Here is a 22,759-nt window from a genome sequence, read left to right as displayed (position 1 = left end):
CCACCCCGGATACCCGGAACGACAGGTTCCGTTCACGTCAATTCGCGACGAACGGTGACGGAGTGCATGCGTTATGTGATGTGCTGGGGATCGGCGCTGACAGTCGGCGCACCACTGTTGTTCCGGGGGCCTGAGGGAGGGATGCGCCATGGGGGCGGAGCAGATTCGTCGTTGGGAGTCGGGTGCCCTGGCGCACGCCGTCACCGATCCCTTCGGCCAGGGACCCCTTCCCTGGCTGCGCGGGAGTGAGAACTACTTCGACGACACCGGTCAGGTCGTGCCCTGGTACGCCGACCCCACCCTGCCCCGCGGCTCCACCGGCGGAGGCACCCGCACCGCCGACGACGTCCGCCGCCAGATCAAGGGATTCATCTCCACCGGCGCCGCGGCCCCTGGCGAGGCGATCGACTTCCACATCACCGTGGACCCGCCCCAGCAGTTCTCCGTGGACATCTACCGGATCGGCCACTACGGCGGCGACGGAGCCGCGAAGATCACCACCAGCCCGCGGCTCTCCGGCATCGTCCAGCCGGCTCCCCTCACCGCCGACCGCACGGTCTCCTGCCACCACTGGTGGCAGTCATGGCGGCTGCAGATCCCGACGTACTGGTCGATCGGCGCGTACGTCGCCGTCCTCACCACGGTCGACGGCCACCGCTCCCACATCCCCTTCACCGTCCGGGACGACCACCCGGCCGACCTGCTGCTGGTGCTTCCGGACATCACGTGGCAGGCGTACAACCTCTATCCCGAGGACGGTGTGACCGGCGCGAGCCTCTACCACGCCTGGGACGAACAGGGCCGGCTGCTGGGGGAGGAGGACGCGGCGGTCACCGTCTCCTTCGACCGCCCCTACGCGGGCGCCGGGCTTCCGCTCCACGTCGGCCACGCCTACGACTTCATCCGCTGGGCCGAGCGCTACGGCTACGACATCGCCTACGCCGATACCCGTGACCTGCACGCGGGCCGGATCGACCCGACGCGCTACCGGGGCCTGGTCTTCCCCGGCCATGACGAGTACTGGTCCGTGCCCATGCGCCGTACCGCCGAACGCGCCCGCGACAATGGCACGTCCCTCGTCTTCCTCTCCGCCAACACCATGTACTGGCAGGTCAGCCTCGCGCCATCGCCCTCGGGCGTCCCCGACCGGCTGCTCAGTTGCCGCAAGCGCCGGGGCCCGGGCAAGCCCGCGCTCTGGCGCGAGCTCGACCGACCCGAGCAGGAACTGCTCGGCATCCAGTACGCGGGCCGGGTGCCCGACCCCCACCCGCTGGTCGTGCGGAACGCGGAGCACTGGCTCTGGGACGCGACCGGCGCCACCGAGGGCGACGAGATCGACGGCCTCGTCGCGGGCGAGGCCGACCGCTACTTCCCCCGCACGACGCTTCCCGAGCACGACAACCGCATCCTGCTCGCACACTCCCCGTACCAGGACAGCGACGGGGTGACGCGCCACCAGGAGACATCCCTGTACCGGGCCCCGTCGGGTGCGCTCGTCTTCGCCTCCGGCACCTTCGCCTGGTCTCCGGCCCTGGACCGCCCCGGCCATGTGGACCCGCGGATCCAGCGGGCGACCGCCAACCTCCTCGACCGCATCTGCAAGCGCGCCTGAGGACACGGCCGCCCCTCTGCCCCAGGCAGCGCGTCCGTACCCCCTGCGCGGCTGTCCGCACCCTGATACGGGACAATCGGAGCAGCTCCTGGATCAACCTACGCGGAGGCAGCGTGTCCGGATTTGTAGAAAAGCCCGAGCCCGTGCAGGTTCCGGGGCTCACCCACCTGCACACAGGCAAGGTGCGCGACCTGTACCGGAACGAGGCGGGTGACCTCGTCATGGTCGCCAGCGACCGGATGTCCGCGTACGACTGGGTCCTGCCCACCGAGATCCCGGACAAGGGCCGCGTCCTGACCAGGCTCTCGCTGTGGTGGTTCGACCAGCTCGCCGACCTCGTGCCGAACCACGTCCTGTCCACGGAGCTGCCCGCCGGCGCCCCGGCGGACTGGGCCGGCCGCACAACGATCTGCAAGTCACTGCGGATGGTCCCCGTGGAGTGTGTAGCCCGCGGCTACCTGACCGGCTCCGGCCTGGTCGAGTACAACGCGTCCCGCACCGTCTGCGGCCTCGCCCTTCCCGAGGGCCTCGTCGACGGCTCCGAGCTGCCGGCGCCGATCTTCACCCCCGCCACCAAGGCGGCCGTCGGCGATCACGACGAGAACGTGAGCTACGAGGAAGTGGCCCGCCAGGTCGGAGCCGAGACCGCCGCACTGCTGCGCCGCACGACCCTGGACGTATACAGCCGGGCCCGCGACATCGCACGCGAGCGCGGGATCATTCTCGCGGACACGAAGTTCGAGTTCGGCTTCGCGCCCACCGCCGACGGCGGCGAGGAACTGATCATCGCGGACGAGGTGCTCACCCCGGACTCCTCCCGCTTCTGGCCGGCCGCCGGCTGGGAGCCGGGCCGTGCCCAGCCGTCGTACGACAAGCAGTTCGTGCGCGACTGGCTGACCTCGCCGGCCTCCGGCTGGGACCGCAAGAGCGAGCAGCCGCCGCCGGCGCTGCCCCAGGAGATCGTGGACGCGACCCGCGCCAAGTACCTGGAAGCGTACGAACTCCTCACGGGCACGCCCTGGAACTAGTGCCTCCCGGTACACGAAGAAGCCCCCGGCCGAAAGGCCGGGGGCTTCTTGCTGAACCGAGCGGACGACCAGGTTCGAACTGGCGACCTCAACCTTGGCAAGGTTGCGCTCTACCAACTGAGCTACGTCCGCAAGCGCCGAAGCGCGAGAACTACTATACCCATCCCCGCTCGCGTGCGAGACGCACTGCGGCATGACGATTCTCCGCCCCGAGCTTCGCGGCCGCCGCCGAGAGGTAGTTGCGCACCGTCCCCTGGGACAAGGAGGCCCGCTCCGCGATCTCGGCGACCGGCGCCCCGTCGGCCGCCAGTTCCAGCACCTCGGCCTCGCGCACGGTCAGCGGCGAGTCGCCGGCGGCGATGGCGTCGGCCGCCAACTCCGGGTCCACATAGCGGTTTCCGGCATGCACGGTGCGGATGATGCCGGCCAGTTGCCGGGCGCTGACGGTCTTCGGTACGAACGCCCGCACGCCCGCCGCGAGGGCTCTCTTGAGATGCCCCGGGAGGCCGTGGCTCGTCACGATCATGGTTCTGCAGCCAGGGAGTTCGGACCGTATCGATGTGGCGACGCTCACACCGTCCGCCCCCGGCATCTCCAGATCCAGGACCACCACATCGGGACGGTGCGCCCGGGCCATGGCCAGCGCCTCGGGACCGGTCGCGGCCTCGGCGACCACCACCATGTCGTCCTCCAGGGCCAGCAGGGCAGCGAGCGCGCCCCGGATCAGGTGCTCGTCATCGGCGAGCAGCACGCGTACCGCGGTCATCGTCGTTCCTCCAGAAGGGCCGTACGCGATCGGTCACCGGCAGCCGCGTACGGGACATCAGCGGACTCCGCGCGGGCCAGCGGGATCCGCGCGCTCAGCCGGAAGAGGCCGTCCGCTGCCGGACCCGCCTCCAGCGCCCCGTCGAGCGCACCGAGCCGCTCGCGCAGCCCGGCCAGCCCGGAACCGGCTCCCTCCGGAGCTGCCGCAGGCGCCCCGTCGTTCTCCACGTCCAGCACCACCGCGTCCGCCGAGACGCCGAGCCGGATGGTGCAGCGGACCGGATCGCCGTGCCGCAGCACATTGGTCGCGGCTTCGCGCACCACCCAGCCGAGCGCCGACTGGACGGGCCCGGGCAGCCCCGTACCATCGCTGCCCGTCACCGCGCACTCGATGCCCGCTGCTCGCAACACTCCTTGGGCCCCGGCCAGTTCCGTGGCCAGATCGGCTTTCCGGTACCCGCGTACGACGTCGCGGACCTCCTGCTGCGAGGCTCGGGCTATCCGCTGCACCTCCACCATCTGGTCCAGCGCCTCGGGCCTGCCCCGCTGAGCGAGTTCCACCGCCAGTTCGCTCTTCAGCGCGATCACCGCGAGATTCCGGCCCATCACGTCGTGCAGGTCCCGCCCGAACCGCAGCCGCTCCTCGGCGACCGCGAGCCTGGCCTGCACATCCCGGGCCTCCTCGGCCTGCCACATCACGCTCAGGCTCCAGGCGCTGGGCCGCACCGAGATCAGGACGAGCACGCAGCCGAAGAGTGTGGCCGGGACCACGCCGGCCAAGGTTCCGCCTCGTACCCCGGCCGCGGCGAGTGCGCCGGTGGTCAGGGCGGCGAGGAGGAGCGACTCGATCACGAACGTGCGGACCGGAACCAGGAGTACCCGCGTGATCACCCATGCCATCGGCGTGTTCAGCCCCATGAGGAGCAGTCCGGCGCCGGCTACGCCGTCCACCGCGGCCAGTATCGCCAGCAGGCCCACCTGGAGCAGGAGCAGGGCCAGTGGTGCCAGCATCCGTCGTCGGGGAAAGACGGAAATGCCGAGGTAGTGCGCGTACGACGACTCCACATTCCGGTTGCTCAGCAGGCACTGCACGAGGCTCACCACAAGCAGCGCCGAGCCCAGCACCAGCGGAAGCGGCTCATGGCGGATGTCGGACTTGAAGGGCGCCAACTGCCACGACAGGGAGAAGAGCCATGGGATCGAGGAGATGGTCATCCGCGAGTACAGATCGATCCGCTCCAGCTTGCTGCGCTCCTGCCAGCTGCGGCGCCATCCCCGTACGTTCATCAACGCGCCACAACCTCTCTCAGCGTCGGGGATCCCAACGGAACCACCGCTGCACAGCAAACACCGCAAGCGCCGTCCAGACCAGTCCGGTCAATGCCGCCCCGAGCAGGTCAGCGCCCTCGGGGACGCCCAGCCAGCCCGAACGTACGAGCGTCATCACGCCGGTCAGTGGAAGGAACTCGCAGGCCGACGCGAGCGGGTCGGGAAATATCTCCAGGGGGACGAAGAGCCCCGAGCCCATCATCGAGACGAGGAACAGCGGCAACGTGGTGAGCTGTGCCGTCTGCACGGTGCGCGTCACTATGGAGGTGACAGCGGCCAGCACCGTCAGCAGCACCACGGCCAGCAGCAGCCCCGCGAGGAGTAGTTCGGGCCGTTGCGGTGCGGTGACGCCGAAGAAGGCCGCGCCGGTCACGATGATCAGCACGGACTGCGTCAGGGCCAGAGCGGCCGAGGGCAGCGCGGTCCCGGTCAGGATCTCGCCGTCGCTGACCTCGCCGGTACGCAGCCGCTTCAGGACCAGGTCCTCGCGCCGGGCCACGTAGGCGGCGACCAGGTTCATGTAGACGGCCTGGATGAGCACCGTTCCGATGCCTCCGGTGAGCGCGGCTGCGGCGACCGTCAGCCCGGTCCCGCCGAGATCCACCTGTTCGAGCGTCGACTTCATCGCCATGATCATGGCCGAGGGCACGAGCAGCGCGACGATCACGGCTGTTCTGTTACGGGCGAGCAGCGTCAATTCGGCCCGGCCAAGGGCCATCAGCCGGCCCCGCGCCGTTGTCGTGGTGCGGACCGTCGCGGTCGGCGTGGTCGTCGTTGCGGTCGTCATCACACGGTCACCTCTTCGGCCTCTGCCGCGGACTTGGCGATATCGAGGAATGCCTCTTCGAGTGAGGCGGACCGGGCGTCGAGGCCGGTCAGCGGAACCTGCGACTCTGCTGCCCAGCGCAGCAGTTCGGTCAGCGACTCCTGGAGCCGATGGGTACGGATCTCGATCCGTCGCCCTTCGGCCGCTGCGCGCAGGCCCAGCGGCAGCTGACCCGGCGCGACCCCGGCGGGCAGCTCGAACCGGATCCGCGCCGGGCGCGCGGCCGTCACCTCGGCAGTGCTGCCCGTGGTCACGATCCGCCCCCGGTGCATGATCGCCAGCCGGTCGGCCAGTGCCTCGGCCTCTTCCAGGTAGTGCGTGGTCAGCAGGATGGTGATGCCGTCCTCCTTGAGCCTTCGCACCAGCTCCCAGGTGTCGCGCCGCCCCTCGGCGTCGAGGCCGGTGGTCGGTTCGTCGAGGAAGAGCACCTCGGGCCGGCCGAGCAGGGCCAGCGCCAGGTCCAGCCGTCGCCGCTCACCGCCGGAGAGTTGCTTGACCCGGACCCCGGCCCGGTGGCCGAGCCCCACCAGTTCCAGAGCCTCGACGGTGGGCCGGGCCCCGCTGGTGCAGCCTGCCCACATCCGTACGGTCTCCGCCGCGGTCAGGTCGGACGGGAAACCGCCCTCCTGAAGCATCACCCCGATCCGCGGCCGGACAGCGGCGCGATCGGCGTACGGGTCGTGGCCGAGCACCCGTATCGCGCCGCTGTCGGGACGGGCCAGGCCTTCGAGGAGTTCGACGGTGGACGTCTTGCCGGCGCCGTTGGTCCCGAGCAGGGCGAACAGTTCGCCACGTGCCACGGAGAACGAGACGCCGGTCACGGCCTCGAAGCCGCCCGCGTAGCTGCGCCGGACACCGTCCACCTCGATCACGGAGGCCTGGGGAATTTCGTCGCTGGTCATGGACTCAAGGTTTCCGCCCGGACCGGACCAGGAGCAGTGCGAGCTGTCATCACTGCCCATGACAAACGTCATGTATCGCCGGCTGATGGCAAACGCCGTGTGTGAAGACGGTCGAAGAGGGGAGGGATATGGTTAGGGCCGAATACGACGAAGGCCCCAGTCGAAATCGACTGGGGCCTTCGATCAAGAGCGGACGACCAGGTTCGAACTGGCGACCTCAACCTTGGCAAGGTTGCGCTCTACCAACTGAGCTACGTCCGCATTGCAGCCACTCGGCTTTCACCGGTGGAGCGAGCACTACTCTACCTGATCCACTGGAGTGGTTGAGAAGAGTGATGCAGAGCGGGTGACAGGAATTGCACACTGCGCCTTCCCCCTGGAAGGGGGATGTTCTACTACTGAACTACACCCGCACGCTGCGTGAGGTTCGGCTTTGCGGCCTTGCCCCTCGGCGTGCTCCAGACTCTAGCCGACCTGCAGGGGTGTCGCGCAAGTCGGCTCCCGCGGGGTGTCGCCCGGGTGGCCGGTGACGGGCGGTCCGACGCCCGCCGATCGGCCGGCCGTCACCGCCCGTCCGCTCAACTTGCTTCCTGGAACGCCTCGTAGACCTTCTTGGGGATCCGGCCCCGGGCCGGCACCTCCATCCGGTGCGAGCGGGCCCAGGCGCGGACGGCCGCCGGGTCGGGCGCGAGCGAGGTGTGCCGGTACGAGACGGGAACCTTGCCGTGCTTGCCTGCGTTTGTCTGCTTTCGGCCGGCCGCCATGTACGGCGCCAGGGCCTTACGCAGCTTCTTTGCATTGGAGGGATTCAGGTCGATCTCGTACGACTTCCCGTCCAGGGCGAAGGTGACCGTTTCCGCCGCTGCTCCCCCGTCGATGTCGTCGGAGAGCGTGACCACTACGCGCTGAGCCACGGATATCGGTCCTTTCCTACGGCATCCTCGTCTGACATGCGTGGATGCCGGCCTTCCGGCTGTGAGCGCGGATGTGGGCCGACCGGTGTCGGCCGTTTAGGGGCAATGTCGCTTTCCCCGGTAATCATTTGTACAGCGGCGGGCCCCGCATTGTGAAGCCCGCCCAATTACCTGCGCGTGTCAACCTGATTTGTGTGCCGCTGGTGGGGATTTTTGTCGCAGGATTTTTCGCCCCCGTTGTCGCGCTCGATATCCCGGCGTGATGTGGTCCGCATCCGGGCGTGATGTGGTCCACCTGATATCTACCCGCGTAGAATTTCCGGCCAGGTACGCTGAGTGGACCCGCGGGGGTCTGGGGAACCCCCCGGAGAAACAGCCGCACCACACCACCACACCGGGAGTGCCAGTGGCACGCGTCGTAGTCGACGTCATGCTCAAGCCCGAGATCCTCGACCCGCAGGGACAGGCTGTGCAGCGTGCGCTGCCCCGTCTCGGCTTCGAGGGAATCGCGGACGTACGTCAGGGAAAGCGTTTCGAGCTGGAGATCGAGGGGCCGGTCGATGACGCCGCGCTCGCTCGTATTCACGAGATGGCCGAGACGTTCCTCGCCAACACCGTGATCGAGGACTTCACCGTGAAGGTGGAGAAGGCCGAGGAGTCGAAGTGACTGCTCGTATCGGAGTCGTCACCTTTCCGGGCACGCTCGACGACCAGGACAGCCTTCGGGCCGTACGGGTCGCCGGTGCCGAACCCGTATCGCTGTGGCACCGCGACAAGGACCTGCACCAGGTCGACGCGGTCATCCTCGCGGGCGGTTTCTCCTACGGCGACTATCTGCGGGCCGGAGCCATCTCCCGCTTCTCGCCGGTCATGGAGACAGTGATCGAGCAGGCGAAGGCGGGCATGCCGGTTCTCGGCATCTGCAACGGCTTCCAGATCCTGACCGAGGCGCATCTGCTGCCCGGTGCGATGCTGCGCAACAACCACCTGCACTTCATCTGCCGCGACCAGAAGCTCCGCGTCGAGAACGCGGAGACGTCCTGGACCTCGGACTACTCCGCGGGCCAGGAAATCTCCGTACCGCTCAAGAACATGGACGGTCGCTACACCGCCGACGCGCGCACGCTCGACGAGCTGGAGGCCGAGGGCCGTGTCGCGTTCCGCTACGTGGACGTGAACCCCAACGGCTCGCTGCGTGACATCGCAGGCATCACCAATGCCGCGGGCAACGTCGTCGGCCTGATGCCGCACCCGGAGCACGCCGTGGAGCCGCTGATCGGCACCGGTCGTACCGACGGTCTCGGTTTCTTCACCTCGATCATCAAGAAGCTGGTCAACGCATGAGCCTGGACACGGTCAAGCACGCGGCCGAAACCCCGGACGTGGAGCAGCCCTGGAAGGAGCTCGGCCTCAAGGAGGACGAGTACGCCAGGGTCCGCGAGATCCTGGGCCGCCGCCCCACCGGTGCCGAGCTCGCCATGTACTCCGTGATGTGGTCCGAGCACTGCTCCTACAAGAGCAGCAAGGTCCACCTCAAGCAGTTCGGCGAGAAGGTTCCCGAGAACGACGCGATGCTCGTGGGTATCGGTGAGAACGCCGGTGTGGTCGACGTCGGCCAGGGGTACGCGGTCACCTTCAAGGTCGAGTCGCACAACCACCCCTCGTACATCGAGCCCTACCAGGGCGCGGCCACCGGCGTCGGCGGCATCGTCCGCGACATCCTCGCCATGGGCGCCCGTCCGATCGCGGTCGTCGACCCGCTGCGCTTCGGCGCGGCCGACCACCCGGACACCCGACGCGTCCTGCCGGGCATCGTCGCGGGCATCGGCGGCTACGGGAACTGTCTCGGCCTGCCCAACATCGGCGGCGAAGTCGTCTTCGACGCCTGCTATCAGGGCAACCCGCTCGTCAACGCCGGCTGCATCGGTGTGATGAAGCACGAGGACATCCACCTGGCCCAGGCCTCCGGCCCCGGCAACAAGGTGATCCTTTACGGCGCCCGCACCGGCGGCGACGGCATCGGCGGCGTCTCCGTGCTTGCCTCGGAGACCTTCGACGACACCAAGCCCACCAAGCGGCCCGCCGTGCAGGTCGGCGACCCGTTCCAGGAGAAGCTCCTCATCGAGTGCACCCTGGAGATCTTCAAGGAGAAGCTCGTCGCGGGCATCCAGGACCTCGGCGGCGCCGGGCTGTCCTGCGCCACGTCCGAGCTGGCCTCCGCGGGCTCCGGCGGCATGCGCGTCGAGCTGGACACCGTGCCGCTGCGCGACTCCTCCCTCTCGCCCGAGGAAATCCTCATGAGCGAGTCGCAGGAGCGCATGTGCGCGATCGTAGAGCCGCAGCACGTGGACCGCTTCCTGGAGATCTGCGAGAAGTGGGATGTCATCGCCACCGTCATCGGTGAGGTGACCGAGGGCTCCCAGCTGGAGATCTTCTGGCACGGCGAGCAGATCGTGGACGTGCCGCCGCGGTCCGTCGCCCACGAGGGCCCGACCTACCACCGTCCGTTCGCCCGTCCGTCCTGGCAGGACGCGCTGCAGGCCGACGACGCCGGCAAGCTGGCCCGTCCGGCCAACGGCGCCGAGCTGCGCGAGCAGGTTCTGCAGCTGGTCTCCTCGCCGAACCAGGCGTCGAAGGCCTGGATCACGGACCAGTACGACCGGTTCGTGCAGGGCAACACCGTGCTCGCGATGCCCGAGGACGCCGGCATGGTCCGCATCGACGAGGAGTCCAATCTCGGCGTGGCCATGGCGACCGACGGCAACGGCCGGTATGCGAAGCTCGACCCGTACACCGGTGCGCAGCTCGCGCTGGCGGAGTCGTACCGCAACGTCGCCGCCTCCGGCGCCAAGCCGCTCGCCATCTCGGACTGCCTGAACTTCGGTTCGCCCGAGGACCCGGACGTCATGTGGCAGTTCGCCGAGGCCACCCGTGGCCTGGCGGACGGCTGCCTGGAGCTGGGGACCCCGGTCACCGGCGGCAACGTGTCGCTGTACAACCAGACCGGTGAGACGGCTATCCACCCGACGCCGGTCGTGGCCGTGCTCGGTGTGATCGACGACGTCACGCGGCGTACGCCGGTCGCCTTCAAGGAAGAGGGCCAGCTCCTCTACCTGCTGGGTGACACCCACGAGGAGTTCGGCGGCTCGGCCTGGTCCGAGGTCGTCCACCAGCACCTCGGCGGCATGCCGCCCAAGGTCGACCTGGGCCGCGAGAAGCTGCTCGGCGAGATTCTGATCTCTGCGTCCCGCGACGGCATGATCGACGCGGCGCACGACCTGTCCGACGGCGGCCTGATCCAGGCGGTCACCGAGTCCTGCCTGCGTGGCGGGAAGGGTGCCCGGCTGGTCGTGCCGGACGGACTGGACGCGTTCACGTTCCTGTTCTCCGAGTCGGCGGGACGCGCGATCGTCTCGATCCCGCGCAGCGAGGAGCTCCGCTTCAACGACATGTGCGGGGCGCGGGGTCTGCCCGTGACCCGGATCGGCGTTGTGGACGGCGAGGAGATCGAGATCCAGGGCGAGTTCAGCATTCCGCTGAGCGAGCTGCGTACGGCGCACGAGGGGACGATCCCCGCGCTGCTCGCGTAGCCGGGCGGATACGTCCGTCACCTTCGCGCAAGCCCCCGTCCGGTTTCGACCGGGCGGGGGCTTGCGCGTGCGGCTCCAGTGCTGCCGCGCGCCCGTTCCGTGGACGGGTTTCCCGCAGGCCCTTGACGGGAATTACGTAATTACGTAATTCTTGGTCTATGGAGCTGGAGGAACGGGTCTCGGAACTGGAGCGGCGGCTTGAGGCGCTCGTGGGTGAGCGTCCTGACGCGCCGTCCCCGACAGGGGTCGATTTCTGGGCTCTGGAGGGGTTGAAGCAGCAGTTGGAGGGGGCGGCCGGTGGTGGGGTGCTCTATACGGGTGCGGTGCGCCTGCCCACGGGTGAGCGATACGAGTGGCAATACGGCGCTCTGACGGAGCAGTTGCTGGACGGGCGAGACGGCGACCCGGAGGAAGCGCACGACGCGGAGGAGGGGGTCGGCCGGGCGCCCGCAGGCCCCGACTGGGCGGATATCGCCGAGTCGTTCGCCGCGCTCGGTCACCCGGTGCGGCTGCGGCTGCTCCGGGAGATTCTCGGCGGCCGGCGCACGGCGGCGGAGCTGGCCGCGCTCGACGAGACCGGGACGACAGGGCAGATCTACCACCATCTGCGCCAGCTGACGGGCGCTGGCTGGCTGCACACGAAGGGGCGGGGGAGATACGAGGTTCCCGGCACCCGTGTCGTCCCGCTGCTGGTGGTCCTCGCGGCGGCGAGGCCCTGAGCCGCGCGGAGGCGGCCGCGCCGCGAACCGAGCGCTGACGCCGGAACCGGGCGGGGCGCCGAACCGCGAGGGAAGCGGAACGAGGAACTGATCGGGTGCGAACCGAGAGCCAGTTGAGTGCGAGTCGAGAGCGCGACGAGGAGCGAGCGAAAGCGAATCGACGACCAGACCGACGATTAGGCCGACGACCAGGCCAATGATCAGACCGACGATCAGGGGAAGTCATGTCTGTCCGTAAAGCTGTCATGGTGCTGTACCGGGTCTGCTGGATCATCTTCTTCGCCATGGTGGTCCTCAGCCTCGTCACTCGCCCGCCGTTTCCGTACTGGCTGACCTGGGTGCCCGCGGCGGTGGCCATTGCGCTGGTCCTGGCAGCGGGCCGCAGGGCCCGCTCGGCTGCCACGAACCCGCGACCCGCGGTGGAGGTCGATCCGCCGGTGTCCGGGCGATGGGTGGCGCTGAACAGTCCGGCGGACAAGGTGCCCAGTCACGGGATACACGGCTACGGGCAGACCTACGCGATCGACATCGTGGCGGAGCCGGAGCCGGAGCCGGAGTCAAGGTCGAAGCCGAAGGTCGAGGCACGGTCGGGGGCTGAGCCCGATGCGGAGGTCGATGCGGGGAAGAGCGGCGGCGTTCAAGGCGGCCCGTCCCGCCCGAAGTTCCGCTATCTCTGGCCCGTCGTCCGGCGCAATCAGCACTTCCCGGCCTTCGGGGCCCCGCTTCTCGCCGTCGCTGACGGCACGGTGGTGCACGCATCGCACAGCCGGCGTGACCATCTCAGCCGGAATTCCGGTCCCGCGTTGATCTACCTGATGCTGATAGAAGCGTCCGTACGGGACGTGCTCGGTCCCGGCGCCATCGTCGGGAACCACCTCGTGCTGGATCTGGGTGACGGTACGTACGCCATGTACGCCCATCTGCGCAGCGGCTCGCTCCGGGTGCGCGTGGGCGAGGAGGTCCGGGCCGGGCAGATGCTCGCCGAGTGCGGAAATTCCGGGAATTCCACCGAACCGCATGTGCATTTCCAGCTGATGGATGATCCGGACCTGGACATAGCGATGGGAGTTCCGTTTACCTGGCGGGGGATAGGCCTTCCGGCCAACGGTGAGGCGTTCACGGCCGGGGATGCCGCTGGCGGGCGCCCCGTTCCGGGTTCGGGTGCGATCCGGGCCCTCTGAGGCCGGCTGGCGCGGAAGCCCAAAGCCGAAGCCGGAAGCCGAAGCGGGGCGGCTGGCCCGGAGTCGGATGACGGGGGTGGCGAGGGTGCCGTGTCGGTGGAAGGTGCCACCCTCTGCGCGGGCATGCGCCTGGGCAAATATTTGCCTTAGTATAAGTTTCATCCTGGTACAGTGATGCCATGCTGACCGAGGGGATGGGCCTGCGCGAGCGCAAGAAGATCCAGACGCGACGCCGTCTGCTTGCCGAGGCCGCGAGGCTTTTCGGAGAGCGCGGATTCGACCAGGTCTCCGTTGCGGAAATCGCGGAAGCGGCCGACGTGTCGAAGATGACCGTCTTCAACTACTTCGACAGCAAGGAAGACCTGGTTCTCGCTCCCATGGAGGAGCACATCGGGGATGTCGCCCAGGTGGTGCGGGACCGGGTGCACGGCGAGTCCGTAGTGGACGGCATGCGCCGTCAGTTCCTGGCCGCTGTCGAAAACCGGGACCCGTCGGTCGGGATGAGTGATTCACCGGTAGCGCTCGGGCTCCTCCAGCTGATCCAGCAGACGCCTGCACTGCTCACCCGCGCCCGTGCGTTCTTCGCCCGCAGCGACGAGTTGCTCGTCGACGTACTGGTCGAGGAGGGGGTGGACCGGGCTGTCGCGCGCATCGTGGCAGCCCAGCTGATCGGTACCCGCAATGCCCTGATCAGCGAGAACCACCGGCGGTTGTTGACCGGCGAGTCGGCCGAGGTCATCGCCTCGGATGCTGCGGTTCTTGCCGGGCGGGCGTTCGATCTGCTCGAGAACGGTTTGGGTGACTTCGCGACCCGGCGCTGACCCCGACCCCGGCGCTGACCCCGGACCCCGGCGCGGACCCCGGACCCCGGCGCTGGCCCGGGACTGGGCTGTGGCGGTGCCGTTGCCGGTGCTGTGGCACTGGATGCGGCGGTACGCCGTAGGCTCCCGTTCATGCCGCCGTCCCAGAAGCGCGCCCGCCGCTACGACCCGGTCAGGACCCGTGCCGCCGTCCTGGCACAGTTCTCCCAAGTCCAGTCCGCTGTACGCACCCTGACGCCCCAGCAACTGGATGGGCCGAGCGGGCTCGGGGCGTGGACGGTGCGCGAGCTCGCCGTCCACCTGACCATGGCGCTCTCGCACGTCAGCAGAAACCTGGAGCTGCCCGAACCCGTCCTCGCCAAGCCGGAGGTGACCCTGCTGGAGTGGCCGTTCTCCACGGCGGGCAGGGCCGGTCGGATCGCCGACGACACCGTGGCGGCTGCCGCCGCCCACCCCGATCTGGACGCGCTGTACGGGGACGTGGCCGACCGGTTCGAGGCGCTGGTGCAGGGCGTCTCCGATGACCGGTTGCTACCCACCCGGGTGGGTGCCATGCGGCTCGGGGACTTCCTGGTGACCCGCACCGTGGAACTCGTGGTCCACACGTACGACCTCAACGAGGCGACCGGGCTGGGCATCCCGTACGACCGTCAGGCGCTCGCGGCCTGCACCCGGTTGCTTGCGGACGCCCTGGCGGAGAAGGCGCCGGGGGGTTCGGTCGAGGTGCGGGTGCCGCCCTTCGCGGTGGTCCAGTGTGTCCAGGGGCCCCGGCACACCCGCGGTACGCCGCCCAACGTCGTCGAGACCGACGCGCTCACCTGGATCAGGCTCGCCACCGGACGTACGCAATGGGCGCGTGAGCTCGACGAGGCCAAGGTCGGCGCCAGCGGTGAACGGGCGGATCTTGCCGCGCTGCTGCCCCTTATGGGGTGACGGGAACCGGATCGCCGGTGCCGGCCGTCCCATGGCCATGCACCGTCAAAGTCTGGCTGTCAGCGTTCTGGCCCTGTTCACCCTTGCCGCCTGCGGTACGGAGCCGGGGGCCGGCCACAGTTCCGGTTCCGGCGACAGTGGCGGCAGCGGCACCGTGCGGAGCGACGCCCCGCTCACCGGCATCCGCTGGGAAATCGAGTCGGTGACGGACGGTGGGAAGCGTTCTGCGGCCCCGGCCGGGGCCCATGTCGAAATCGATGCCAAGGGGCGGGCGAGCGGGAACTACGGGTGCAACCGGTTCACCGCCGAGGCCCGGCTCGAAGGCGACACGCTCACCGTCGAACCCGGCACGACCACCGAGATGGGGTGCGAGCCGGACATCCAGCGGTTCGAGGTCCTGCTCTCACAGGCCTTCAGTGGAAGGCTCACCGCCGCGGTCAAGGGCGACAGCCTCACCCTGACCACGGCGAAGGGCGGCACCATCGCGCTCACCGCACAGCCCCCGGCCCCGCTCACCGGAACGACCTGGCGGATCACCACCCTGGTCTCCGGTTCCATCGCCTCGTCCCTGCCCGCGGGTACGGCGAACAAGGCGCACATCTCGTTCGGCAAGGACGGTTCCGTCCAGGGTGCCCTCGGCTGCAACAGCTTCCGCGGCACCGCGGACGTCTCCGGCACTGCCATCGCCTTCGGTCGTCTCGTCACCACCCGCAAGATGTGCCCGGACCACGAGATGCGGCTGGAGCGCGCCGTGCTCGACGTGCTCGACGGGAAACGGACGGCCTACGGGATCACCCACCACACGCTGTCCCTCACCGCACCGGACGGCAAGGGACTCGCGGCCTCGGCTCAGGAGAAGAAGGAAGAGGCGCCGGAAGGGTAGAGAAGGTGCAGCGGCGGCAGGGGATCAGGAGGCTTTCGGGTAGGGCAGCAGCCCGGCGTCCGTCCGTTCCCAGGCCGCCCGGAGTTCGGCCAGAAGCTCCGGCTCGGCGGCGGCCCGGTCGGCCTGCTCCCGCTGGTCGTGTGCCAGGTTGAAGAGCTGATCCGCCCCGCCATCGCCCCGGTAGTACTTCCAGTCGCCGCGTCGCAGCGCCCGCTCCCCACGCACCCGCCAGAACAGGTTCCGTTCCTTCGGCTGCTCGCCACGCAGCAGGTAACCGGCCAGGCTGATGCCATCCAGCGGGTAGGCCGGGTCGGGCCGAGCTCCGCCCAACTCGAGCAGTGTCGCCGTCCAGTCGGGAGAGAACAGCGGCAGGCCGCTCACCTGGTGTGCATCGATCCTGGCCGGCCAGCGCAGTACGGCCGGGACCCGGATGCCGCCCTCCTGGAGGGAGCTCTTGTTGCCGGAGAGAGGCCACTGGTACGAGAAGCGCTCGCCGCCGTTGTCGCTGGCGAAGAAGACCAGCGTGTCCTCCTCCTGGCCGGACCGCTTCAGCGCCTTCAGCACCTCGCCGACCGACCGGTCCAGGTCCTCCACCATCTCCTTGTACTTGGCGAGCGAGCCCCCGTCGGCGTGGAACAGCCCCCCGAGACCGCCCTCCTTGATCTTCCGTACGATCTCGGCGCTCTCGGCCGTGTCCCCCTCGGCGATCCAGGGCCAGTGGGGGGTGGTGAAGTTCAGGTTCAGCAGCCACGGCTTGTCGTGGTCGCGCCGCACGTACTCGCTCGCCCGCTCGGTGAGGATGCGGGTGTAGTACCGCAGGTCCTTGTACTCGGCATCGCCCTCGTACAAGTCGTACTCGCCGCCGAGACCGAGCTTCGAGTAGTACTCCAGAGCCCCGCCGAAGTTGCCGAAGAACTCGTCCCAGCCGGACTTGGTCGGGCTGTAGTCCGGGAGATAGCCGCAGTGCCACTTCCCGATCAGCGCGGTCGCGTACCCGACGCCGCGCAACAGCGAGGCGAGGGTCGGGTGGGTGGGGTCGAGACCGACCGAGCGGTCGGCGATGGGTTCGGCGAGACCGCCCTTCGTGCGCCCGGGATAGCGGCCGGTGTACAGGCTGAACCGGGTCGGTGAGCAGGTCGCGGACCCGGCGTAGGCGTCGGTGAACCGCACGCCCTGCCGGCCGAGCCGGTCCAGGTTCGGGGTGCGGATGTCAGGCGATCCGTAGGAGGAGAGGTCGGCCCAACCGAGGTCGTCCCCGAGGATGAAGAGGATGTTGGGCCGCCGCGAGTGCCGGCCCCGGGCCGCCCGGAAGGGCTGCGCGTCTGTGGCCGTCGCTGCCGGTGCGGCGGCGGCAGGGGCGGCGGGCAGGCCCACCGCGGCGGTCGCGGCCGTGGCGCCCAAAGCCGTTCCGAAGGCGCGCCGCGACAAGGGACTGCCGGAACCGAGGTTCGAGTTGCGAAGAGGCATGACTGCTCCAGGGCAGGGCTCGGCCGCGCAGGGCGGCAAAGGCGAAGGGGGCCGTCCCGCTCGTCGACGGCGGGTGCCGAAACGGGTGCGGGCGCGGGTGTGGAGGCGTGCGGAACCGGCTGAGGGGTGCCGGACACGTGCGGGCCGGATGGTGAGTTACGGACGCGCAAGGGGTGCAAGGGGCGCAGGGGGTGCAAGGGGCGTAATCGGCGCAAGAAGTCTCAGGGACCTCGAAGACCCGAGTTCACGAAGCCCAGCAAACCCAGCAGGCCCCCGCAGGCCCCGCAGGCCCCGCAAGCCCCGCAAGGCCAGCAGTCCCATCAAGCTCGCCAGTCCCATCAGGCCCGACACGCACAGCGCGCCTGTGGGGCACGGGAGCACGGGAGCACGAGACAAGCGAGAGAACGAGGTGCAGAGAGGCGAAGAGAAGCGAGAGCCCTCGCGCGCGCCGGTGACTCAGGCGTGGCGACAGATGGCGCTCGAGACACGTCCCAGATCGACGTGACGGCGCTCCACGAGCGTGACCGAGTGATCACCGAGGGGCTGCATGAGGCAGGAGCCTGCCAACGAGGCATGCGCCTGTCAACGCCGGTCTCGCACTCCGGACGGGCCCCGAGGCCGGCCGAACGGCTTCCCCGGCTTGCGCAGGAACCTCTTGGGGCGTCGCCAGAAGCCGCATACCGGTCGCGCCCGCGGACACCCGGTGTGAGGCTCACCACGAAACGAGCGTTCGGCCACCCCGTGCGGGGCTGTGGCGAGGCTCCTCACGGAGGGCCACGAACCGGCCCGGCCACTCTGCCGTTCCATGGCCGGAACCCGTCGGTAACCCGCCGTCGATCCGGGCGGCGACTGCCCCGAGGCGTCTGCGGCCGACCGTTCACCCTCGGGCGGTGATCACTCCGCGTCACCCGTCGGCGCGGCTGCGGAGGGGGGCCCGGGGGCGCTTCTTCCGCAGTCCGGCGGGGCGTCCCCAATTCGGACCAGTGGTCGATCTCGCCTACACTCGGTGGCGTGCCTCGTGGTGATGGACGACTCAACCACGACCTGCTCCCCGGAGAGAAAGGCCCCCAGGACGCTTGTGGCGTCTTCGGTGTCTGGGCTCCGGGTGAAGAGGTCGCCAAGCTCACCTATTTCGGACTGTATGCCCTGCAGCACCGTGGACAGGAGTCCGCGGGCATCGCAGTGAGCAACGGGTCCCAGATCCTGGTCTTCAAGGACATGGGACTGGTCTCGCAGGTCTTCGACGAAACGTCTCTGGGATCGCTCCAGGGCCATATCGCGGTCGGTCATGCCCGCTACTCCACCACCGGTGCCTCGGTGTGGGAGAACGCGCAGCCGACGTTCCGTGCGACCGCGCACGGCTCGATCGCCCTGGGCCACAACGGCAACCTGGTCAACACGGCCCAGCTCGCCGAGATGGTCGCCGACCTTCCGCGCAAGGACGGCCGCGCCACCCAGGTCGCAGCGACCAACGACACCGACCTGGTGACCGCTCTGCTCGCCGGCCAGACCGACGAAGACGGCAAGCCGCTCACCATCGAGGAGGCCGCCTCCAAGGTGCTTCCCGAGGTGCGGGGCGCCTTCTCCCTCGTCTTCATGGATGAGCACACCCTCTATGCGGCCCGTGACCCGCAGGGCATCCGCCCGCTGGTCCTCGGCCGGCTGGAACGCGGCTGGGTGGTGGCCTCCGAGTCCGCCGCCCTCGACATCTGCGGCGCCAGCTTCGTCCGCGAGATCGAGCCGGGCGAGCTCGTCGCCATCGACGAGAACGGCCTGCGCACCTCGCGGTTCGCGGAAGCGAAGCCCAAGGGCTGCGTTTTCGAGTACGTCTACCTGGCCCGCCCCGACACCGACATCGCCGGGCGCAACGTCTACCTCTCCCGGGTGGAGATGGGCCGCAGGCTGGCGGCCGAGGCCCCGGTCGAGGCCGATCTGGTCATAGCGACACCGGAGTCCGGCACCCCCGCCGCGATCGGTTACGCGGAGGCCAGCGGCATCCCGTTCGGCGCCGGACTGGTGAAGAACGCCTACGTGGGCCGGACCTTCATCCAGCCGTCCCAGACCATCCGGCAGCTCGGCATCCGCCTCAAGCTGAACCCGCTCAAGGAAGTCATCAAGGGCAAGCGACTGGTGGTCGTCGACGACTCGATCGTCCGCGGCAACACCCAGCGCGCACTCGTCCGGATGCTCCGCGAGGCCGGCGCCGCCGAGATCCACATCCGGATCTCGTCCCCGCCGGTGAAGTGGCCCTGCTTCTTCGGTATCGACTTCGCCACCCGCGCCGAGCTGATCGCCAACGGCATGTCCGTCGACGAGATCGCCACGTCGATGGGGGCCGACTCGCTCTCGTACATCTCGATCGACGCGATGATCGAGGCGACGACGATCGACAAGCCGAATCTGTGCCGCGCCTGCTTCGACGGCGAGTACCCGATGGAGCTTCCGGACCCGGAGCTGCTCGGCAAGCAGCTGCTGGAGACCGAGCTGGCGGCAGGCCCTGCGGCGACCGCCGCGGCCGACGCGCTGCGCCGTCCGTGACCCGGACCGCTCGGCAGCCTTCCCACCAGCCCCGTATTTCCACACGAAAGATCCCAGGCAATGTCTGAGACAACAGGTGCTTCCTACGCGGCAGCGGGCGTCGACATCGAGGCCGGCGACCGTGCCGTAGAGCTGATGAAGGAGTGGGTGAAGAAGACGCAGCGCCCCGAGGTCGCGGGCCTCGGCGGTCTCGGCGGCTTCGCCGGGCTCTTCGACGCCTCGGCGCTCAAGCGCTACGAGCGTCCGCTGCTCGCCTCCGCCACGGACGGCGTCGGTACGAAGGTCGACCTCGCCCGCCAGATGGGCGTGTACGACACGATCGGCCACGACCTCGTCGGCATGGTCGTGGACGACCTCGTCGTCTGCGGCGCCGAGCCGCTCTTCATGACCGACTACATCTGCGTCGGCAAGGTGCATCCCGAGCGTGTCGCGGCCATCGTGAAGGGCATCGCCGAAGGCTGTGTGCTGGCAGGCTGCGCCCTGGTCGGCGGCGAGACCGCCGAACACCCCGGCCTGCTCGGCCCGGACGACTTCGATGTCGCCGGCGCCGGTACGGGCGTGGTCGAGGCCGACCGCCTGCTGGGCCCGGACCGCATCCGCAAGGGTGACGCCGTCATCGCGATGGCGTCGTCCGGTCTTCACTCCAACGGGTACTCGCTCGTCCGCCACGTCGTCTTCGACCGGGCCGGCTGGACGCTGGACCGCGAGGTCGAGGAGTTCGGCCGGACGCTCGGCGAGGAGCTCCTGGAGCCGACCCGGATCTACTCCCTGGACTGCCTGGCGCTGACCCGTACGACCGAGGTGCACGGCTTCAGCCACGTCACCGGCGGCGGTCTGGCCAACAACCTGGCCCGGGTCATCCCGGACTCCCTGCACGCGACGGTGGACCGTTCCACCTGGACGCCCGGCGCGGTCTTCGACCTCGTCGGCAAGGCCGGCCAGGTCGAGCAGCTGGAGCTGGAGAAGACGCTCAACATGGGCGTCGGCATGATCGCGATCGTCCCCGCCGAATCGGTGGACGCGGCCCTGACGACGCTGGCCGACCGCGGCGTCGACTCCTGGGTCGCGGGCGAGATCACCGACCGCGGTGCGCACACGACAGGCGCTGAGCTCGTGGGCGGGTACGCGCGCTGAGTGCGGGCCGCGCAGGATGCCCTCAGGTGGCGGCGGGCGGGCCGCGGAGGCCCGCCCGGACACCACGGCCACCACAGCGCGGACCCGTCCGAACGTCATGGACACGCACGACGGGCGCATCCGAAGGCCATGGACAGGCACGACGCCATGGACAGGCACGACGGGAGTGCCGTCCGAACGTCATGAACACGTATGACGCGGAATACCGTCCGAACGCCATGGGCATGATCCCCGTATCGCCCACGGTGGCCGAGAACGCCGCACGCTCCGGACCGGGACAGCACAGAACCCGGTCCGGGACGAGCCCGGACCGGGTTGATGTGTCAGCGCGAGGTCAAGCGCCGCGGCGCTGTGACGACGGACCGGACTGATCGTCCTCGTCCGCGTCCTCGTCGTCGTTGTACTGATCCGCGTACTGTGCGTACGGGTCATCTTCCTCGTCGTCGTCCTCGAACGGCTCGGCGTTCGGTGGTTGACTCGAAGGTGATGCGCCCAGCTCATTGGCCAGACGCGACAGGTCAGTCCCGCCGCTGCTGTACTTCAGCTGACGGGCGACCTTGGTCTGCTTGGCCTTTGCCCGGCCGCGCCCCATGGCTCGACCCCCTCGGTGACGGGGCTCGACGGCCCCAGAGTCTTGACACGCGTTCATGTTTCAGGACGGACTCTCGGCAGAGAGGCCGTACCTGTGCTTTAACGGTACCTGCTTCCGCGGCCATACGGTACGCCGCCCGCATCACGTGCCTCGGAAGAGGACCCGCGAGGAGCTTGTCCGCGCTGGTCAACTGCGATTTTAACCTCATATTGGCATGCGACCCGCCGACCGGAGTGAGTCTTGTCTCGCCGGTCGGCGGGTCGCTGTGCCTCGCGCGGAGATAAGGCCCCGCTGGGGCCCCGCGCGGTCACCTTCGTGCTCGGCTGTGCGGTCAGCCGCGGTGGGCTTCGGCCATCCGCTGTTCGGCGATCCGGTCGGCCGCCGCGGCCGGCGGGATGCCGTCAACCTTCGCGCGTGCAAAGATCGCCAAGGTCGTGTCGAAGATCTTCGACGCCTTCGCCCTGCACCGGTCGAAGTCGAAGCCGTGCAGCTCGTCCGCGACCTGGATGACACCGCCCGCGTTCACCACGTAGTCGGGGGCGTACAGGATCGACCGGTCGGCCAGGTCCTTCTCGACGCCAGGGTGCGCGAGCTGGTTGTTGGCCGCGCCGCACACCACCGAGGCGGTGAGCACCGGAACGGTGGCGTCGTTGAGAGCGCCGCCCAGCGCGCACGGCGCGTAGATGTCCAGACCCTCGGTACGGATCAGCGCCTCGGTGTCCGCCGCGACGGCGACCTCGGGGTGCTTCTCGGTGATCCGGCGCACGGACTCGTCCCGTACATCGGTGATCACGACCTCGGCGCCGTCCGACAGCAGGTGTTCGACGAGGTGGTGCCCCACCTTGCCGACGCCCGCGACCCCCACTTTCCGGCCACGCAGCGTCGGGTCGCCCCAGAGGTGCTGGGCCGAGGCCCGCATGCCCTGGAAGACGCCGTACGCGGTGAGCACGGAGGAGTCGCCGGCGCCGCCGTTCTCGGGGGAGCGGCCGGTGGTCCAGCGGCACTCGCGGGCCACGACGTCCATGTCGGCGACGTACGTGCCGACATCGCAGGCCGTCACGTAGCGCCCGCCGAGCGAGGCCACGAAGCGGCCGTAGGCCAGCAGGAGTTCCTCGGTCTTGATCTGCTCGGGGTCACCGATGATGACGGCCTTGCCGCCGCCGTGGTCGAGACCGGCCATGGCGTTCTTGTACGACATGCCGCGCGCCAGGTTCAGCGCGTCCGCGACCGCCTCCTCCTCGGAGGCGTACGGGTAGAAACGGGTGCCGCCGAGGGCCGGGCCCAGAGCGGTGGAGTGGAGGGCGATGACGGCCTTGAGGCCGCTGGCACGGTCCTGGCAGAGCACGACTTGTTCGTGGCCCCCCTGATCCGAGTGGAACAGGGTGTGCAGGACGCCGTTGGTCACATCGGTCACTGTGGTGACTCCCAAGTACGAAGCGGCGGGAAGACCCTCCTGAAGGTGGGGAAGGTCCGGGCGGGCCGACCGGCACGGCCGGTCCGTCCGGGCAAGAGCGTAAGTCCTCGG

The 22,759-nt window shown here is 69.3% G+C and carries 21 protein-coding genes and 3 tRNA genes; 12 read left to right on the top strand and 12 right to left on the bottom strand.

The window, feature by feature from the left end:
- Nucleotides 1–148 precede the first annotated feature (148 nt).
- Both OG959_RS18140 and OG959_RS18135 read left to right on the top strand, forming a co-directional pair.
- Nucleotides 149–1,612: a N,N-dimethylformamidase beta subunit family domain-containing protein gene (locus OG959_RS18140; RefSeq protein WP_326659720.1), complete on the top strand. Its 1,464-nt coding sequence runs from the start codon at nt 149–151 to the stop codon at nt 1,610–1,612.
- Nucleotides 1,613–1,725: 113 nt separating this feature from the next.
- Complete coding sequence (locus tag OG959_RS18135) at nt 1,726–2,640, top strand: phosphoribosylaminoimidazolesuccinocarboxamide synthase (protein ID WP_326659718.1); 915 nt, start codon at nt 1,726–1,728, stop codon at nt 2,638–2,640.
- 59 nt (nt 2,641–2,699) lie between these two features.
- Here the strand turns inward: OG959_RS18135 and OG959_RS18130 are convergent.
- From OG959_RS18130 to OG959_RS18095, 8 genes are all read right to left on the bottom strand, one after another.
- A tRNA-Gly gene (locus OG959_RS18130) sits at nt 2,700–2,772 on the bottom strand.
- A gap of 22 nt (nt 2,773–2,794) precedes the next feature.
- Nucleotides 2,795–3,406 (bottom strand): response regulator transcription factor, encoded by a 612-nt coding sequence (locus tag OG959_RS18125; protein WP_326659716.1) that lies wholly within the window; start codon nt 3,404–3,406, stop codon nt 2,795–2,797.
- Nucleotides 3,403–4,692, bottom strand: a complete 1,290-nt coding sequence (locus OG959_RS18120) for a sensor histidine kinase (RefSeq protein WP_326659714.1) — start codon at nt 4,690–4,692, stop codon at nt 3,403–3,405. Before OG959_RS18120 ends, OG959_RS18125 begins: the two co-directional genes overlap by 4 nt.
- Before the next feature lie 19 nt (nt 4,693–4,711).
- Entirely contained in the window at nt 4,712–5,521 is an 810-nt protein-coding gene (locus tag OG959_RS18115; protein WP_442805591.1) for an ABC transporter permease, read from the bottom strand.
- Nucleotides 5,521–6,462 (bottom strand): ABC transporter ATP-binding protein, encoded by a 942-nt coding sequence (locus tag OG959_RS18110; protein WP_326659712.1) that lies wholly within the window; start codon nt 6,460–6,462, stop codon nt 5,521–5,523. Before OG959_RS18110 ends, OG959_RS18115 begins: the two co-directional genes overlap by 1 nt.
- 188 nt (nt 6,463–6,650) lie before the next feature.
- Nucleotides 6,651–6,723 (bottom strand) — tRNA-Gly (locus OG959_RS18105).
- A gap of 80 nt (nt 6,724–6,803) precedes the next feature.
- Nucleotides 6,804–6,875 (bottom strand) — tRNA-Gly (locus tag OG959_RS18100).
- A gap of 165 nt (nt 6,876–7,040) precedes the next feature.
- The gene (locus OG959_RS18095) at nt 7,041–7,376 is read right to left on the bottom strand and encodes a histone-like nucleoid-structuring protein Lsr2 (RefSeq protein WP_185092256.1); all 336 of its coding nucleotides are present in this window, start codon (nt 7,374–7,376) and stop codon (nt 7,041–7,043) included.
- Nucleotides 7,377–7,782: 406 nt separating this feature from the next.
- Between OG959_RS18095 and purS the strand changes: the two genes are divergently transcribed.
- The 8 genes from purS (at nt 7,783) to OG959_RS18055 (ending at nt 15,503) form a co-directional block, all read left to right on the top strand.
- Nucleotides 7,783–8,043, top strand: coding sequence for a phosphoribosylformylglycinamidine synthase subunit PurS (gene purS, locus OG959_RS18090; protein ID WP_136330173.1), 261 nt, complete (start codon nt 7,783–7,785; stop codon nt 8,041–8,043).
- Nucleotides 8,040–8,720 (top strand): phosphoribosylformylglycinamidine synthase subunit PurQ, encoded by a 681-nt coding sequence (gene purQ, locus OG959_RS18085; protein ID WP_326659700.1) that lies wholly within the window; start codon nt 8,040–8,042, stop codon nt 8,718–8,720. Before purS ends, purQ begins: the two co-directional genes overlap by 4 nt.
- On the top strand, nt 8,717–10,966 hold the full coding sequence (gene purL / locus OG959_RS18080) for a phosphoribosylformylglycinamidine synthase subunit PurL (RefSeq protein ID WP_326659699.1): 2,250 nt from the start codon (nt 8,717–8,719) through the stop codon (nt 10,964–10,966). Before purQ ends, purL begins: the two co-directional genes overlap by 4 nt.
- Nucleotides 10,967–11,124: 158 nt before the next feature.
- Nucleotides 11,125–11,685, top strand: coding sequence for an ArsR/SmtB family transcription factor (locus tag OG959_RS18075; RefSeq protein ID WP_326659696.1), 561 nt, complete (start codon nt 11,125–11,127; stop codon nt 11,683–11,685).
- Nucleotides 11,686–11,909: 224 nt separating this feature from the next.
- Complete coding sequence (locus OG959_RS18070; RefSeq protein ID WP_326659694.1) at nt 11,910–12,866, top strand: M23 family metallopeptidase; 957 nt, start codon at nt 11,910–11,912, stop codon at nt 12,864–12,866.
- 182 nt (nt 12,867–13,048) lie between these two features.
- Nucleotides 13,049–13,687 (top strand): TetR/AcrR family transcriptional regulator, encoded by a 639-nt coding sequence (locus tag OG959_RS18065; protein ID WP_326666451.1) that lies wholly within the window; start codon nt 13,049–13,051, stop codon nt 13,685–13,687.
- A gap of 132 nt (nt 13,688–13,819) precedes the next feature.
- The gene (locus OG959_RS18060) at nt 13,820–14,620 is read left to right on the top strand and encodes a maleylpyruvate isomerase family mycothiol-dependent enzyme (RefSeq protein WP_326659690.1); all 801 of its coding nucleotides are present in this window, start codon (nt 13,820–13,822) and stop codon (nt 14,618–14,620) included.
- Between the two features lie 31 nt (nt 14,621–14,651).
- Nucleotides 14,652–15,503 carry an META domain-containing protein gene (locus tag OG959_RS18055; RefSeq protein WP_326659688.1) on the top strand — a complete coding sequence of 284 codons (852 nt, stop codon included), beginning with the start codon at nt 14,652–14,654 and terminating at the stop codon, nt 15,501–15,503.
- A gap of 24 nt (nt 15,504–15,527) precedes the next feature.
- On the opposite strand, the gene OG959_RS18050 is transcribed toward OG959_RS18055, so the two are convergent.
- A complete protein-coding gene (locus OG959_RS18050; RefSeq protein ID WP_326659685.1) occupies nt 15,528–16,970 on the bottom strand; it encodes a sulfatase family protein in 1,443 nt (480 codons plus the stop codon).
- 456 nt (nt 16,971–17,426) lie between these two features.
- Nucleotides 17,427–17,519: a putative leader peptide gene (locus OG959_RS38720; protein WP_356741706.1), complete on the bottom strand. Its 93-nt coding sequence runs from the start codon at nt 17,517–17,519 to the stop codon at nt 17,427–17,429.
- A gap of 462 nt (nt 17,520–17,981) precedes the next feature.
- On the opposite strand from OG959_RS38720, the gene purF reads away from it, so the two are divergent.
- A complete protein-coding gene (gene purF, locus OG959_RS18045) occupies nt 17,982–19,508 on the top strand; it encodes an amidophosphoribosyltransferase (protein ID WP_326659683.1) in 1,527 nt (508 codons plus the stop codon).
- A gap of 60 nt (nt 19,509–19,568) precedes the next feature.
- The gene (gene purM, locus OG959_RS18040; protein ID WP_326659682.1) at nt 19,569–20,642 is read left to right on the top strand and encodes a phosphoribosylformylglycinamidine cyclo-ligase; all 1,074 of its coding nucleotides are present in this window, start codon (nt 19,569–19,571) and stop codon (nt 20,640–20,642) included.
- 334 nt (nt 20,643–20,976) lie between these two features.
- Here the strand turns inward: purM and OG959_RS18035 are convergent, their stop codons facing one another.
- Entirely contained in the window at nt 20,977–21,234 is a 258-nt protein-coding gene (locus tag OG959_RS18035) for a DUF3073 domain-containing protein (protein WP_033296941.1), read from the bottom strand.
- A gap of 331 nt (nt 21,235–21,565) precedes the next feature.
- On the bottom strand, nt 21,566–22,648 hold the full coding sequence (locus tag OG959_RS18030) for a Leu/Phe/Val dehydrogenase (protein WP_326659678.1): 1,083 nt from the start codon (nt 22,646–22,648) through the stop codon (nt 21,566–21,568).
- Nucleotides 22,649–22,759: the final 111 nt, after the last annotated feature.

This window comes from Streptomyces sp. NBC_00385 (assembly GCF_035917155.1).
Classification (GTDB): Bacteria; Actinomycetota; Actinomycetes; order Streptomycetales; family Streptomycetaceae; genus Streptomyces; species Streptomyces poriferorum.
Note: the sequence above shows the minus strand (reverse complement) of the source record. Positions and strands in the feature narration are given on the sequence as shown.

Excerpts from the sequence above, each read along its gene's own strand:
- OG959_RS18140 (WP_326659720.1), top strand. The coding sequence starts at position 149 with ATGGGGGCGGAGCAGATTCGTCGTTGGGAGTCGGGTGCCCTGGCGCAC.
- OG959_RS18125 (WP_326659716.1), bottom strand. The coding sequence starts at position 3,406 with ATGACCGCGGTACGCGTGCTGCTCGCCGATGACGAGCACCTGATCCGG.
- OG959_RS18120 (WP_326659714.1), bottom strand. The coding sequence starts at position 4,692 with ATGAACGTACGGGGATGGCGCCGCAGCTGGCAGGAGCGCAGCAAGCTG.
- OG959_RS18115 (WP_442805591.1), bottom strand. The coding sequence starts at position 5,521 with ATGACGACCGCAACGACGACCACGCCGACCGCGACGGTCCGCACCACG.
- OG959_RS18110 (WP_326659712.1), bottom strand. The coding sequence starts at position 6,462 with ATGACCAGCGACGAAATTCCCCAGGCCTCCGTGATCGAGGTGGACGGT.
- purL (WP_326659699.1), top strand. The coding sequence starts at position 8,717 with ATGAGCCTGGACACGGTCAAGCACGCGGCCGAAACCCCGGACGTGGAG.
- OG959_RS18075 (WP_326659696.1), top strand. The coding sequence starts at position 11,125 with ATGGAGCTGGAGGAACGGGTCTCGGAACTGGAGCGGCGGCTTGAGGCG.
- OG959_RS18070 (WP_326659694.1), top strand. The coding sequence starts at position 11,910 with ATGTCTGTCCGTAAAGCTGTCATGGTGCTGTACCGGGTCTGCTGGATC.
- OG959_RS18060 (WP_326659690.1), top strand. The coding sequence starts at position 13,820 with ATGCCGCCGTCCCAGAAGCGCGCCCGCCGCTACGACCCGGTCAGGACC.
- OG959_RS18055 (WP_326659688.1), top strand. The coding sequence starts at position 14,652 with ATGGCCATGCACCGTCAAAGTCTGGCTGTCAGCGTTCTGGCCCTGTTC.
- OG959_RS18050 (WP_326659685.1), bottom strand. The coding sequence starts at position 16,970 with ATGCCTCTTCGCAACTCGAACCTCGGTTCCGGCAGTCCCTTGTCGCGG.
- OG959_RS38720 (WP_356741706.1), bottom strand. The coding sequence starts at position 17,519 with ATGCAGCCCCTCGGTGATCACTCGGTCACGCTCGTGGAGCGCCGTCAC.
- purM (WP_326659682.1), top strand. The coding sequence starts at position 19,569 with ATGTCTGAGACAACAGGTGCTTCCTACGCGGCAGCGGGCGTCGACATC.
- OG959_RS18035 (WP_033296941.1), bottom strand. The coding sequence starts at position 21,234 with ATGGGGCGCGGCCGGGCAAAGGCCAAGCAGACCAAGGTCGCCCGTCAG.